The organism is Marinobacter sp. DSM 26671 (assembly GCF_900112835.1).
Taxonomy (GTDB): domain Bacteria; phylum Pseudomonadota; class Gammaproteobacteria; order Pseudomonadales; family Oleiphilaceae; genus Marinobacter; species Marinobacter flavimaris.
The window spans coordinates 1-13,279 of sequence record NZ_FONF01000005.1; the positions used below are offsets into that span (position 1 = coordinate 1).

Genomic DNA, 13,279 nt, shown 5'->3' on the forward strand with positions numbered 1-13,279 from the left:
TGCACCAGATAATCCCGGTGATCATCGAGTCGCTTGCTCCGCGAGGGGTCTGCAAACCGTTCTGAAATCGCATCCACCTCCATCCGCAGGTACTTGCGAACGGTATTGCGGGACAACCCCAGTTCCTGACTGATGGCGCGGATCGACAGCCCTTTGCCGTTATCGTGCAGTGCCTTGATCTTGTGTATCACAACCCACTCCTTCACTGACATGCCCCCGGCCATGGATAAAAGCGGGGGACAGTAGCTGGTTCTGTGGCCTGACGGCCACCCGGGGGTGGGTCAAAATTAATGGCCAGTAGTGGGTCATTTTAATTGGCCACTAACAGAACCGGAATCGTACCGCCACGCAAGACGCGGCGACCGCACCTGGTCAAGCGTTTCATGCACCAGCGTGATGGTGCCGGCCAGTGACGACGGTGAGACAGTGTCCGTCTTCAGGTAAAAAATCTTGTTATCGATTTCCGCCAGCTCCGCGCCCCTCTGGCTGTATGCGAAGAAGTAGTCGTAATCATTGACCACCGGGTTGTAGGAGCCATCCCTCTGGGGCGTTGCAGAGGCACTACGCAGGGAAATTTCTTCGCCCCGATAGCGAAGGATATGGTTCCAGATAACCTCCAGACCATTTTTTGGAATCGGGAAGGGACTGGTCATGATGGTGTCGCGAACGCCGTTACCGTTGTCCAGCAACTGAGCTGTCAGCGCGTTCTCACGAAATTTGTCGTAGACGTGGTCGGGAAACGCGGCAGTCCGTCGGGTCTGGTAAACCGGCATGAAGAAGTCAGGCCCATAATTCTCCAGCATGGCAATGTGGCCGTCTGAAAGCTTGTCCCTGTATAGCTCCAGATTGTTGGAGGTAATAACGAAAAGAGCCTCATCTTCGGGAAACGGGTTAATTTCCACTTGCCCCTCACGCCAGCCGTCCGGCGGCGTGGCCAAACCTCCGGTCCATTCGGGTATGCTGCCTGAGCGGTTGCCCGCCTTTTCGGCTCCGACCGGGGTCAATTCACCACCCAGCCGCTCGGCCTCGGCGGCCGTGACCTTGGACAGGGCCTGTCCGGAAAACCCGAGAAAAACCAGTGCGACACCTGCAACGAGTTGGCTTCGCATCCCTTACACCTCCAGAAATTCATGCTGTTGGGTCGCCGCCACGAGCAGAACTCGCACAGCCGGGCGCCTTTTTGCCAAATTCAAACGGTCGTTTCAAGTGAATGTTTGTGTTTTATTGTGAAACCTCACCGCACAGAGAATGGAAGAAATTTGATAGCGAAAATGATATAGTGACGAATTAATTTTTCGGGGTTACACCCGCGCTGGGGGATTGAAGGTATTCCATGGCCTCGCAATGGCACTCACTGGTTTCTCAAAAGCTCTTTCTCGCCCGCACGCTGCTTCAGCCACTCGACCGGCCCACAGACGAGGCTCAGGAACAACGTCCCAACGAGGCGGAACAGGCGCTGCGCCGGGAGGCCGCTATTCAGGGGGCGATCGAGCTGCTTCTGCGGTCTCGAAAACTGTTGCTGGTCATGGTTGCGAGGCTATACCAGAGAAAATCAGAGGAGCCTTCAACCCTTGATGAGCTGGTCGCTCTTATCGGGCCAGAACCGAGTGAAGTTGGCCGCCTGAAGGAGCTGGAACAGCGATCCGGGAGTTGGTGGAACCATCTGGAGCAACTCGAGCGCGCCCAAAGCAGACCCCCGGCGACCAAAAAAACCGTGAGCGAGGAAAACATCATTGCGGTATCGGCCGATTCCGGCCCGGATCGATCGTCGGCTGCTTTGATGAAAACGCTGACCGCCGTCAAACATTTTGCCGACGATCTGGAAGAGCAGCACAGCGAGTGGTAAGCCACTCCCAGCTCCGGTTATTCAAATCGTATTAACTTGAAGGTTTATTGAATGTCACCATCGTTTTTTGAAATCGTGCAATTGACCAATGGCGATTACGCTCTGCGCCGCATTGATGATGACAGTGCGCCACTGGTAAAAATCTCTTTTTCGGAAGAAGCCCGGGAAATGATGGAAGATCGGGATATGTCGGTTGCCAAAGCCATGATTGCAGCTGGCATTGAGGCTGTAGGCAATGTTGCCCACGATATCGACTGGGAAGATGACGAACTGGACGCCTCAGACGCCCAGCCCTCCTACACTTTGCATTGATCGGTTAACGCTGCCTGAGAACGACGCCGTGGCTATTGCCCTCGGCCGAGGCTCTTTGCAGGGATTCGAAGGCAACTCGCCCCAGTTTACGGGTCCACATGACCACAGCGTGACAGGTGCCGGCACTGAGGGCTCGCTCTGCCAGGTCCTGGGCAGGATAGTCCGGTGTTGAACGCAGCACCAGCAATTCGCCGGCGACAATCCCGTGCATTTTTTGCCACTTGCTAACCAGCGCCTGGGGCGGGTCGATCCAGGCCAGCCAGCGCTTCTCTTGATTCAGCTGGGTCAGCATTGGCAACAGCAGCTGGAAATTTTCTACCTGGCCTTCCGGCAGAATGATCTCCGTCACATTGCCACAGACTTTGGGTTCGGTGGTTTCCGGAGCGCGTCGGGCGCGAATGACGGAACGTCGCTCGCGGGCGGCGGTTGCCGACACTGAACAGGACAGAGCATTGGGGTTGTAGGCCAGATTCTGATTAAAGCTCATTTGTTCCATAATTCACCCGTTATTCAAACTATCTGAGGCTATCCGAACCGCTCAGTGCAGGTCAGAGCGGCGGATAACACCAACACCCAGACCCTCGATGAACAGCTCCTGTTCGGTCAGGTCCACTTCGATCGGTGCGAATTCTTCGTTTTCGGCAATCAGGTAGACTTTCGAGCCTTCCTTGCGGAAACGCTTTACCGTGACCTCATCGCCAACCCGGGCAACAACCACCTGGCCGTTGTGAACATCCTGGGTACTGTGAACTGCCAGCAGGTCGCCATCGAGAATACCGATGTCTTTCATGCTCATGCCCCGGACCCGCAGAAGATAATCTGCAGACGGCGAAAAGAATTCTGGCTGCAGTGTGCAGTGGTCCTCGATGTGCTCCTGAGCAAGGATCGGACTACCGGCAGCGACCTGACCAATGACCGGGAGGCCCAGATCCTCTTCCGCCTCAGGCAGACGGATGCCGCGGCTCGCTCCCGGCACCATCTCGATGGCACCTTTCCTTGCCAATGCCCGGAGATGTTCTTCCGCGGCGTTGGCCGAACGGAAGCCCAGTTCTGCTGCGATTTCAGCACGGGTTGGCGGATAGCCGGTCTCGTCGACGTATCGGCGAATAATATCCAGTACCTGGGACTGCCTTGCTGTCAGCTTCATCAAGCTACTCCGCTATATCGGGATCGGGCCGCTGCAAACATCAGCCTCTCGTAAGAGTGGCTCCGGTGGCCCTGTTTTTTTATACAGTAAACTGACTATATACAGTGTTTTATCCAGTGTAAAGTCGGCTCCCTGATTTTCTTGCATCCGCTTAATAATGAGGATCAACAGCGGTGTGATATGGTTAGGGCAATATTCCTCACGAACCAGGGAGCACCATGACTCAAGTCAGTGCCTGCAGGATGCCTGAAATCCTAGAGACGAACGAAGGGAAGGAACGCCGGGTTGGCGTCGAGATCGAACTGTCTGGTCTGGGCTACGATGAGCTGGTTACATTGGCGGCGAAGATGCTGGAGGGCACACCTGAGCTCAAGTCACGCTATGTGACAACCTTGCAGACAGCTCTTGGCGACTTCACGGTTGAGCTTGATTCCGATCCGATCAAGGATCTTGATCTGGCGGATGAGCGCCTCCCCGAGTCCATTCGTGAACTCGGTGGACAGGCGATGGATGTGATCGACGCCGCGGCCGAACGCGTGGTACCCCTTGAGATCATAAGCCCACCCCTGAAGTTTTCCAGCGTCGAGGTGATTGAAACGCTCGTCGACAAGCTCAGGAACGCCGGGGCACTGGGCAGCCGGGACGCCATCTATTTTGCGTTTGGCCTGCAGCTTAATCCCGAGTTGCCCGACCTCAGCCCGGAGACCCTGGTTCGTTACTTCCAGGCGTTCGCGGCCCTGTATGAATGGCTCAAGCACCGGCATCAACTGGACGTCAGCCGCAAATTCACTACGTACATCGAACCCTGGCACGGCCGCTACACCGAGCTCCTGATGGAGGATAACTATCAACCAAACCTCGGGGAGCTCATGGAGGATTACCTGGAGTTCAATCCTACCCGCAATCGCGCGCTTGACCTGCTTCCACTGTTTGCCCACCTGGACAAGGAACGGCTGGAACGCCATGTTCAGGATCCCAGGATAAAAAGCAGGCCAACCCTGCATTACCGGTTGCCGGATTGCGACATCGACAATCCCGGCTGGCATTTCTCAACCGTTTGGAACGACTGGGTCGTCCTGGAGCAACTGGCCAACAATCCCGACGACCTGGCCGACATGCGGCAACTGTTCCGGGAGCGCCGCAAACTGAATCTTCACAACCTGACCCACAGCTGGCGGGAAACCACTGACGACTGGCTGGCCAAAAACGGGTATGTCTGAAGAGTCCAAAGAACAGGAACTTGAGGTTCCGGGCCTGACGATCGGCATCAGTGGTCCCGCTCGAAAAAGCCTTGCCCATCGCCTGATCAGCCTGGGTCTGCGCCTCCACGGTGCCCGGACCCACTATATTCGCCCCGGTTCACGGGTTGCCGTACCGATGCTTGATGGCCTGGTGCTGTCAGGCGGCACCCACGTCCATCCTGAACGTTATGGGCAGGAGCCACAGGTTACCGCCAACTATGACCGCAAGCGGGATAAAACCGATCAGTCACTGCTTGAGCAGGCTGAAGCCATTGGCATTCCCGTGCTCGGGATTTGCCGCGGCGCCCAGTTCATCAACGTTTTCCACGGCGGGTCCCTGTGCCAGAACGTGACACCGCTGAGGGTCAATACCCGGCATCGCCCACTGCTCTTGCCCCTGCAAACCGTGCGACTGGTAACGCACAGCCGGCTTGAGCAAGCCATGCGCTCCCCGGTGATCGGCGCCAACCGGATTCACAGCCAGGCCATCAAGCGCCTGGGCCGCAACCTGCGCGTGACCGCCGTGGACAATGATCTGTTTGTACAGGCTATTGAAAGCACCGGACGCCAATGGCTAACGGGCATCCAATGGCACCCGGAATACCTGCTCTACCATGGCGGACACCGACGCATCTTTGGCCAGTTCGTGGATGCTGCCCGCCGATACAAACTGGCGCGCCTGGAACCGGATTCCGACGACGCCTGATCCATTAACGGTTTCCAAAGGAGGCACTACCATGAACGGACGGAACCGAAAGCTCCGTTTAAACCTGAAGTCCGGTTTTATTCTCCCTCTCGCGCTCACAGTACCTGCTCTGACAATGGCAGGTGAAGTTACGCTCACTGGCGAGGGCAGTGTCCGATACGAGCCCGACAGCGCCAGACTCCAGTTCACAGCCAGTGCCGAGCACGAGCTTCCCCAGAAGGCCACCGAACGGGTAGCGGCCCTGATGGCGCAGTGGCGCGAGGGTATTACCGAGTATCAGGATCAGCTCAATGATTACTCAGACGCGTCGGTAAACCTTTACACCCGAACTCTGCCCGCATCTGAAAGAGAGGAGCAGCCCCGCAAGCAGGCCGTCGCCTCCCAGACCGTCAGCTTCAGCATCAGTGATCTTACTCTGCTCAACCCCCTGCTCCAGCAGGCCCAGGCTGTGGGCCTGGATTACCACCTGGGCCCTCACCAGTTCTTCCACTCGGATGAGACCGGTATGGAACAGGAAGCACTGGCCAGAGCCATCGCAGACGCCCAGGCCCGCTGCCGATTCGTGGCCAGTCAGCTCGACCAGAGCTGTGGTGATGTAGTCACCATCAACATCAATGGCGGGCACCGCCCGGTACCAATGATGATGGCGGAGGCCAAATCCATGTCGGATACGGTCTCGAGCGTGGGTGAGCGGGAAATCCGGGCCTCAGTGAGCGCCACCTTCGAGCTGGACTGAACTCAGAAATCCCGGGTGTAGAAGATATCCAGGGAGGCCGCCAGCCCGCTGGCAGCCTCCAGATAGAAGTAACGGCCCAGATCGTAGCGCAGAGCGACCGTGGTGATCGGCTCGAAGATGCCGACACCGTAGCGGACACTCAGCTCATCCGTCAGATACCCGCTCGCCACCACCGAGGTCTGATCGCCGGAACCCTCCGCTTCCAGGGTGAGCTGGCGAATACCGAACTCTTCGCCAATTTGCCCCGTCACCTTGTTGGCCTGGGTCAGTCCCAGGGACAGCGCCGCCCGGCTCATCTGGCCCTCATCACCCCGGCTCTGGGGCGCCCGGCCAAGAATGACATAGGAAAGCGCCTCCGTCTGAGGCATGTCGGGGTTGGAGAATACTTCCGTCTGGGGCGACTGCACAGGGCCGGTCAGACGAATACCGGCCACGACGGTATCCACGGTGCGGACGGCCTCGATGTCCAGGTAGGGTTGGGTAAGGTTGCCCACGAACAACAGTCTTGCCCGCCTGAGCTTGAGCTCCTGACCATAGGCTTCATACTGGCCATTGACCAGTTGGAGCGTGCCACGGGTATCCATGTCATTGCCAATGCGAAGAGATCCCTCCAGATCACCGGTCACGCCGAAGGCGGCAAAAGTCACCTGATCTTCTCCAACAACCACGGTCACATCCATATTCAGCGATCGGACAACGGGCTCTTCCCGTTCCACGCCGACAATGACCTCATCCTCCGAGACCGACACGGCCTGGTCCGGCAAACCCTGTATCTCGATATCGCCTCTTGGCACTCCGACCTGTCCGGATACCTCCAGGGCCCCCTCACTGAAAACGATGGTCAGATCCGGCTCCACCTCAAGCTGCGCATAAGGCTCCAGGTTGAATGGCACACGGCTGCCGGAAATCGTGATTTCCCCCCGGGGAGACTGTTGCCAGTCGATTTCCCCATCCACAATGGTCTGGCTTCGCGCATTGCTCCGGATCCTGCCACTGATCTCGGCCGAGTAACCGCCAAACTGAACGCTGGCGATCACTTCCTCGATTGGTACCGGCAAGCGGGGATCGGAAACTCGTCCATTCACCAGGTGCAGTTCGCCGGTCACCGCCGGGTTCATCAGCGGGCCGGAGAGCAGGCCCTGGCCGTTCACCCGACCGGCAACTTCGTCCAGTCCGGAAAGCAATCCTGCAAGGGCAATATCCAGACCCTCGAGACTGAAGGAACCCTCAACGCTACGGTCGTCCGAGTTCGGATCCAGGTTCATATCCAGCGTGAAATCGCCAAGCTCGGGTCCGGAAAGACGGACCGCAAGGTCGGCTTGTCTCGGCTTCAGGCCGACCTCGGTTGTCAGGGTATTGTAGGCGAGTGACTCCCACTCGCCGTCCACCAGCAACTGGAATTGTCCTTCACCGGCGTCCAGGAAAACGCGTCCGTCCGGGCCGTCGTCGGTTGTGGTGAAATCAACCTCTCCGTTGATCCAACCGTCCCAGCGTAACGTCTCTGGCAGCAAGGGAGCGAGGGCAACGGTTGGGAAGCGGTCGATACGATAGGCAATGCGGGGAACCGGGAGCAGTGTCTGGTCCTCGGCACAAACCGTACTCTCCTCCCAGCGCCAGCAATGATTGCCAAATGTGAGCTCACCATCGGCTTTGTATGCCAGGGTCGCCGGGGCCTGAAGCCGCCATTGCTGGGACTGTTCCGGAAGGTCAATCAGGCCGCGGGACAGCTCTCCCTGCCAGGTTCTCCAGTCAGCGCCGGCCTCTCCTGCGAAAACCAGCTCAAGGTCAGCCTCGGCATGACGTGCACCGATGCTCACGGTGTGCTTTCCCTGGGTGCCATTGGCTTCCAGAGTGAGCGTTTCAAGCTCTTGCCCGAACCCGTTGAGGTTCTCCGCCTGCAAACGGCTGACAAGGCGCATGCCGTCCTGCAGATCGGCCTCAAGACTGAGGGTTTCAATGGCGAGCTTATCCTGCCAGCCCAGGTTTTTGCCACTTGCACTCAGCTCGCCCCTCGGGCGCTCTGGTGTTCCCTCCGCCGTCAGAGTGGCTTGCAGATTCCCCGTCAGGCCAGGCAGGACAATTTCCGGCGCGGGCAGGTTCAGAGCCAGATCACCACGCAGAACGTCGCCCCAGGTACCGCTACCCTCAATACGGTTGTCACCCACCAACAACTGCAGGTCGGATAGCTCCCAACTGCCTGATGAGGTATCTAGCCGTCCCTGCAGAGACGCGGGATTGGAACGCCAGTCGCCCTCAAGATCCCATCCGGCATTCATGGCAGGTACCGGTCCATCCCCGAGTTGTCCCTCGGTCGTCACATCACCGCTGAGACTGGCTTCCAGTACAGGTACCCAATAACCGGGATTGAAGTCCTTCAGGCGCAAGGCCGCCTGCCAGGAAAGCGGCCCGGAAAAGTTCACCGAGCCGTTGCCGGTAAGAGACCCGGCGCCTGTGCTGACGGTCAGGTTGGTCAGTGTGGTCTGCCCGGCATCGCCATCCACCGTGGTGGTCAGTTCCGCGTTGCCCTGGGGACCCTCGACACCGGCTTGAAGCTCTGCATGGTAGTTCCCCTCACGCCAGGACACGGTGCCATCCAGGGAACGAAGGGTTACCACTGGCGGCTCAAAGCCCGGGATCAGCGTATACCAGGGAAATCCGCGCAAACGGATGTCGGCACTGGCTTCGAGGCCCTCGCTCCAGGAGACATTGCCATTGGCCACCACAGTGTCTTGCCCTGCACCATTCTCCTTGTCTGCGGCCAACTCGATCCGGATGTTCTCCGCCGCACGAGTCGTCGCCAGGCCCTCCAGCGTCAGCCGTACCGGGCCTGTCGTGCCCGGAAGCGTAGCTTGCCCCCGGGTGCGAAAACCCTGCTGAAGGCTACCCCTGGCGTCCACAGACCAATCATTGAACACAAGGGTCTCCGGCAGCGCCTGCGCTGCGCGGAACTGATCCGAGGTTAGCCTCAACTGTGCCGGCAGGGCCGGATCGAGCGGCTCGACTTCCCCCGAGAGTTCAGCATCCAGGTAGCCACGGCTGGATGCAGCGACCATCAGGTCCCGAACGCTGCCGGAGAGCCGGGCGTCGAGAAGCCACTCGTCTCCATAAGGCGGCGGGATGTCCGCTTTGACTTCCAGATTGACAGGCCAGTCCCGGCGGGTTTCTATCCGGCCAGCGGCGGACACCGTGTACTCACCCAGCTGATACCAGGCGCGCTTTATGTTCCAGGCGGCGCCCGACCCTCCGGCGTCCAGCTCAAACCGGTCCCAGACTCTGTTGCCGTTGAAGGTAAAAGGCCCGAGCCGGACGCCACTGATATTCAGCGCCAGCGGCAGGTCCACGCCTGGCAGTGTAATGGGGCTCCCGCCTTCGGCTTTGTCCGCCGGGGGCAACTGCGAGACTTCGAGCGTCTCTGCTTCCAGATTCTCAATACAGAGCTGTTTTCGGAACAGACAGGAAGGGGACCAGTCCACGAGTGGCGACTCAACGACCACTTCGACCCCGTAACCACGCCATTGCAAGTGGTCGGCCTGCCACCGACCAAACAGAGATCCCCGGTCATTTTCCACCTGAAGCCCTGGCACCTGTTCTATAACCCAGGCGGTTCCCGTCTCAGAGCGCAGGGCCAGCAAAACAGCGGCCACCACAAGGACAGGCACGAGAATCAATACCGCCAGCCCTACCAACAGCCAAAACCGGAGGCGGCGCGGGCGTGCCGATGGCTTGTGCGGCCTGTCGTCCGAAGTTTCCGGTGTCCTCGTCACAGCTCAGGCCCCATGGAAAAGTGAATGCGCCAATCCCCGCCAAATTCACGATCCAACCCTTTGGCGATGTCCAGCCTCAACGGCCCGACCGGGCTGATCCAGCGTATGCCGACACCAGCGCCGGTGGCCAGCGGGTCGCTCGGATTGTTGATCGCGTTGCCGTGGTCGACGAACATGGCGGCACGCCATTTGTCCGCAAACTGATACTGATACTCGGCACTGCCAACCATCAGGAAGCGTCCGCCCACCGGCACGCCGTTATCATTCTCTGGCGACAGGGTTTCATAGCCATACCCTCGCACACTCTGGTCACCGCCAGCGAAGAAACGCAGGGATGGAGGTACATCTTCAAACCGGTTGGTTGCCACAGCCCCCGCCTGCAGACGGCCCAGAAACCGGTGCTTGTCCGCCAGCGTAAACAGCCCCTTGACCAGTGCGTTTACATGAAGGATATCCACATCGGACAGCGCCGCCCGATGCGAACCGGTAACATCGAACTGCAGGCGATAGCCCCGGGATGGGTCCAGTGGCGAGTCCGTGTGTATTTTCGAGTATCCCGCACCGGGCAGCAGGAGTGTGCTTGTGCCTTTCTCGTCATTGCCGATGTTAAAGCGCTCACCTTCCCAACGCAGCGACAATATCTGTAGCCAGCCGTTATCCAACTGATGCTGCCACTGCTGCCCCAGGCTCAGAAGTTCCGATTCCACATTCTCGATGTCCTCGCGCTGGTAACCGGCGCTCAGGCGGATCAGGTCGGTCATGGGCGGATCCAGGGGCAGCTCGTACCAGGTACTCAGGTTCTGCCTGGGTACCGAGAGTTCTGTCTCGGCGCCCCGCTTGTGCCCCATGGGATTGATCCAGTGTTCCCGCCAGTTTCCACGGAACCTGGGTCCGACATCGGTCGAAAACCCCACGCCCGCCGCCACAGAGCGGGCCTCGCGCCGGGTGAGATCAACGCGGACCGGAATCACGCCGTCCTCGGCACTACCCGGTGAGGCATCGATATCAACACTGCTGAAATAGCCGCTGTTCAGGAGATCCCGGTTGAGCCTTGCTACTTCATCAGCATGGAAGGGTATACCTGGCTCGAAAGAAACGAACTGCTCCAGTAGACCGATCTCGAACCAGTGTCCCTCGGCAAAGGTTACCTCTCCGAGCCGGTACCTTTCGCCGCTATCATAGATAAGCGTAACCGCAGCGCTTCGGGTTGCCGGATCCACTTCCAGGGTACGGGTAACAAATGTGCCGTCGAAATAGCCACGCCGTCGGGCACGGGTCTGGATGGTGTCTCGCAGGCTGGCATATTGACCGTGGTTGAGAATGTCGCCTTCCGCCGGGTGCTCTGGCAGATCGGCGTTAAACCGTTCATCTGACGCAGCTGCCCCCCTGATCTCCACGGTCCGGGACGTAACTCGCACCGGCTCCCCCGGTGTAATGGACAGAACGAGCGTTGCCGTTGTGTCGGAACCACCCTCTTCAATCCGCCAATCAATCAACGGGCTGTAATACCCGAGCGCCCGCAATGCCTCCTCGGCCTGACCAACGGCCGTGGGGGCATAACGCCTGAGATTACTGGCACTGCGGCCTTCAACCTCCCCGATAAACGCCTGGGCATTTGATTTCAGATCCGGGTAGTCTCCCTCCATGTTCACGACGACCTGTTGCGCGCAAACCCACGACGGCAGCCAGCAGAGCAACAAGATCAAAAGCCGGACCCGGCCCGAATTCACGACTTGATAGATTGATAGCATCCGGCTATTTCAGTGTTGGTGGTAACAAGAAGGATTTCCGTTCAAGCGTGGGAGTTTAATGGCAGACGGTCAAGTTAATCCATGGTTGGCCTTTCGGACTGCCCTGAGCGGCTCAAGGGCGAGTCGTTTGTGGCGTTGAAATAAGCTAACCTGTCAGATACTTAGCAACAGACCGGACCCTGGCGAATGCTGAAGATAAATCGAGAAAACCTGAAATCCAGCCACCAGCTTGTCTGGTTCATCATTGATTTCCTGATGCTGGGCCTGCTGATCATCAACCTGGCGTTCATCATCTGGGACTCGATCTATAACTTTGTAGCCGTTCAGAATCTGCTGAAAGAGCATGCTCCGGCCATACAGTCGGCCTACCACCCCATCCATGAACGCTTCATCTTTTACGATCTGATCTTCGTCAGCATATTCCTGACCGAGTTCTTCGTCCGCTGGGGTTACGCCATCAAGGCAAAAATCTACGACCGCTGGTACTTCTACCCGTTTATTCACTGGTATGACCTGGTGGGCTGTATTCCGGTGGGAAGCCTGCGTTTCCTCCGTATCCTCCGTGTGATCTCCATCATCTATCGACTGCACCAGTACAAGATCATTGACGTTACGAACACCAAGATCTACCGCTTCGTAAATTTCTATTACGAAGCCTTTATGGAAGAGCTCTCTGATCGCATTGTGCTGAAGGTGCTGAGCGGCGTGCAGCAGGAGGTCAAACTGGGCTCTCCGCTGTTTGACAAGATCCAGAAGGACATTCTCTATCCCCGACGGGACATGCTCTCCGACTGGATTTCCAAACGGGTTGCCGAGGCGGCCCAGGAAGGCTACGTACCCAATCGCGGAGCCCTCAGGAGCTACCTGGAAGACACAGTGGATAATGCCCTCAAACAGAACCTGGAACTGTCACGACTGAAATATCTTCCGGTGGTGGGCCCCACCATTCAGGAAACCCTGGAAGAAGCGGTCGGCGACATCGTTGCCCATGTCATCCACCAGATCCTCGAAGACCTGGCTTCAGCCTCCAATCACGCCTTCATTGAAGACATCGTGAATGTTTTCCTGCCGACACCCGGTGAAGTGAAAGCCGACGAAGCCCAGAACGAGGCCTTGATTAACCTGATTATCGAAATCATCGACGCAGTCAAGGACCAGGTGAACGTAAAACACTGGCGATCAGAGCTGCCGTGACTCGCTGGCGACAGGCCTTAAGACCAACAAAAAAAGAGAACATCCATGGATGTACAAGACACCCCGACTCATTATCAGCCGGCCCATGAGCTCCTGAAACAACTGGAGGCCGGCACCCTGACCAGCGAGGCACTGATTACCGCCTTACTGGAAAGAATCCGGGACCAGAACCCTGCCATCAACGCGATTGTGGCGCTGGATGAACACAGCGCACTGGCCAGCGCCCGCGAAGCGGATAAGCAACGCGCGCTCGCTGGTTTCCTTCCGCGGCCACATCCCCGGCCCGCCCGGCACCCAGTCCCGACCGGATCTGGTCGAGGGCGGCCCCATGGCCCGCAATGCCCGGGTCGGTTTATGGCTGGAGGATCCGCTGTGCCCGGTGGAGCATGAGCTCACCGGGGGTTATCGCACCCTGGGCAACTCCCTGGCCGACAGGGGCGCCCTGGTGAACCTGGATATCGATCCGGGCCGAAGTAAGCCAAGATCATCCGGAAATACAGGAGTACGTCCGGATGGCCGGAAAAGACTTCCATAGTTCCGGTAACTCCTGCAAGCGTCCCAGTTTCCGATAAGGTTTGACGA

General features: G+C 58.3%; 13 protein-coding genes. 7 read left to right on the plus strand and 6 right to left on the minus strand.

Annotated elements, in window-relative coordinates; genetic code table 11:
- On the minus strand, positions 1-191 hold a 191-nt coding region (locus tag BM035_RS22885; protein WP_441295077.1), incomplete at its 3' end, for a helix-turn-helix domain-containing protein.
- 114 nt (positions 192-305) lie between these two features.
- Entirely contained in the window at positions 306-1,109 is an 804-nt protein-coding gene (locus BM035_RS06795; protein WP_254775406.1) for a DUF1329 domain-containing protein, read from the minus strand.
- 224 nt (positions 1,110-1,333) lie between these two features.
- On the opposite strand from BM035_RS06795, the gene BM035_RS06800 reads away from it, so the two are divergent.
- Positions 1,334-1,846 carry a DUF6586 family protein gene (locus BM035_RS06800; protein ID WP_008177455.1) on the plus strand — a complete coding sequence of 171 codons (513 nt, stop codon included), beginning with the start codon at positions 1,334-1,336 and terminating at the stop codon, positions 1,844-1,846.
- 51 nt (positions 1,847-1,897) lie between these two features.
- A complete protein-coding gene (locus BM035_RS06805; protein WP_008177453.1) occupies positions 1,898-2,158 on the plus strand; it encodes a hypothetical protein in 261 nt (86 codons plus the stop codon).
- A 4-nt stretch (positions 2,159-2,162) separates the two neighbouring features.
- Here the strand turns inward: BM035_RS06805 and BM035_RS06810 are convergent, their stop codons facing one another.
- Positions 2,163-2,654 carry a cell division inhibitor SulA gene (locus BM035_RS06810; RefSeq protein WP_053112501.1) on the minus strand — a complete coding sequence of 164 codons (492 nt, stop codon included), beginning with the start codon at positions 2,652-2,654 and terminating at the stop codon, positions 2,163-2,165.
- 42 nt (positions 2,655-2,696) lie between these two features.
- Positions 2,697-3,308 carry a transcriptional repressor LexA gene (gene lexA, locus BM035_RS06815; protein ID WP_008177448.1) on the minus strand — a complete coding sequence of 204 codons (612 nt, stop codon included), beginning with the start codon at positions 3,306-3,308 and terminating at the stop codon, positions 2,697-2,699.
- A 215-nt stretch (positions 3,309-3,523) separates the two neighbouring features.
- Here lexA and BM035_RS06820 point away from each other — a divergent pair, with 215 nt between their 5' ends.
- Genes BM035_RS06820 through BM035_RS06830 form a run of 3 tightly spaced genes read left to right on the plus strand, consistent with a single transcriptional unit; the run spans position 3,524 to position 5,988 of the window.
- A complete protein-coding gene (locus BM035_RS06820) occupies positions 3,524-4,525 on the plus strand; it encodes an amidoligase family protein (protein WP_053112503.1) in 1,002 nt (333 codons plus the stop codon).
- Positions 4,518-5,252: a gamma-glutamyl-gamma-aminobutyrate hydrolase family protein gene (locus BM035_RS06825; protein WP_008177443.1), complete on the plus strand. Its 735-nt coding sequence runs from the start codon at positions 4,518-4,520 to the stop codon at positions 5,250-5,252. The genes BM035_RS06820 and BM035_RS06825 overlap by 8 nt, the downstream gene beginning before the upstream one ends.
- Before the next feature lie 31 nt (positions 5,253-5,283).
- Positions 5,284-5,988, plus strand: a complete 705-nt coding sequence (locus BM035_RS06830) for an SIMPL domain-containing protein (RefSeq protein ID WP_014577645.1) — start codon at positions 5,284-5,286, stop codon at positions 5,986-5,988.
- 2 nt (positions 5,989-5,990) lie between these two features.
- Here BM035_RS06830 and BM035_RS06835 read toward each other — a convergent pair whose 3' ends face one another.
- Both BM035_RS06835 and BM035_RS06840 read right to left on the minus strand, forming a co-directional pair.
- The gene (locus BM035_RS06835; RefSeq protein WP_254775408.1) at positions 5,991-9,752 is read right to left on the minus strand and encodes a translocation/assembly module TamB domain-containing protein; all 3,762 of its coding nucleotides are present in this window, start codon (positions 9,750-9,752) and stop codon (positions 5,991-5,993) included.
- Positions 9,749-11,398 (minus strand): autotransporter assembly complex protein TamA, encoded by a 1,650-nt coding sequence (locus BM035_RS06840; protein WP_008177438.1) that lies wholly within the window; start codon positions 11,396-11,398, stop codon positions 9,749-9,751. The genes BM035_RS06835 and BM035_RS06840 overlap by 4 nt, the downstream gene beginning before the upstream one ends.
- A gap of 291 nt (positions 11,399-11,689) precedes the next feature.
- Here BM035_RS06840 and BM035_RS06845 point away from each other — a divergent pair, with 291 nt between their 5' ends.
- Both BM035_RS06845 and BM035_RS22890 read left to right on the plus strand, forming a co-directional pair.
- Positions 11,690-12,697: a hypothetical protein gene (locus tag BM035_RS06845; protein ID WP_008177437.1), complete on the plus strand. Its 1,008-nt coding sequence runs from the start codon at positions 11,690-11,692 to the stop codon at positions 12,695-12,697.
- Positions 12,698-12,896: 199 nt separating this feature from the next.
- On the plus strand, positions 12,897-13,232 hold the full coding sequence (locus BM035_RS22890; RefSeq protein WP_039882193.1) for a hypothetical protein: 336 nt from the start codon (positions 12,897-12,899) through the stop codon (positions 13,230-13,232).
- Positions 13,233-13,279: the final 47 nt, after the last annotated feature.

Bases quoted from the DNA above. Each gene is read 5' to 3' on its own strand.
- BM035_RS06795 (WP_254775406.1), bottom strand. From the start codon at position 1,109: ATGCGAAGCCAACTCGTTGCAGGTGTCGCACTGGTTTTTCTCGGGTTT.
- BM035_RS06800 (WP_008177455.1), top strand. From the start codon at position 1,334: ATGGCCTCGCAATGGCACTCACTGGTTTCTCAAAAGCTCTTTCTCGCC.
- BM035_RS06805 (WP_008177453.1), top strand. From the start codon at position 1,898: ATGTCACCATCGTTTTTTGAAATCGTGCAATTGACCAATGGCGATTAC.
- BM035_RS06810 (WP_053112501.1), bottom strand. From the start codon at position 2,654: ATGGAACAAATGAGCTTTAATCAGAATCTGGCCTACAACCCCAATGCT.
- BM035_RS06820 (WP_053112503.1), top strand. From the start codon at position 3,524: ATGACTCAAGTCAGTGCCTGCAGGATGCCTGAAATCCTAGAGACGAAC.
- BM035_RS06825 (WP_008177443.1), top strand. From the start codon at position 4,518: ATGTCTGAAGAGTCCAAAGAACAGGAACTTGAGGTTCCGGGCCTGACG.
- BM035_RS06830 (WP_014577645.1), top strand. From the start codon at position 5,284: ATGAACGGACGGAACCGAAAGCTCCGTTTAAACCTGAAGTCCGGTTTT.
- BM035_RS06840 (WP_008177438.1), bottom strand. From the start codon at position 11,398: ATGGAGGGAGACTACCCGGATCTGAAATCAAATGCCCAGGCGTTTATC.
- BM035_RS06845 (WP_008177437.1), top strand. From the start codon at position 11,690: ATGCTGAAGATAAATCGAGAAAACCTGAAATCCAGCCACCAGCTTGTC.
- BM035_RS22890 (WP_039882193.1), top strand. From the start codon at position 12,897: ATGAACACAGCGCACTGGCCAGCGCCCGCGAAGCGGATAAGCAACGCG.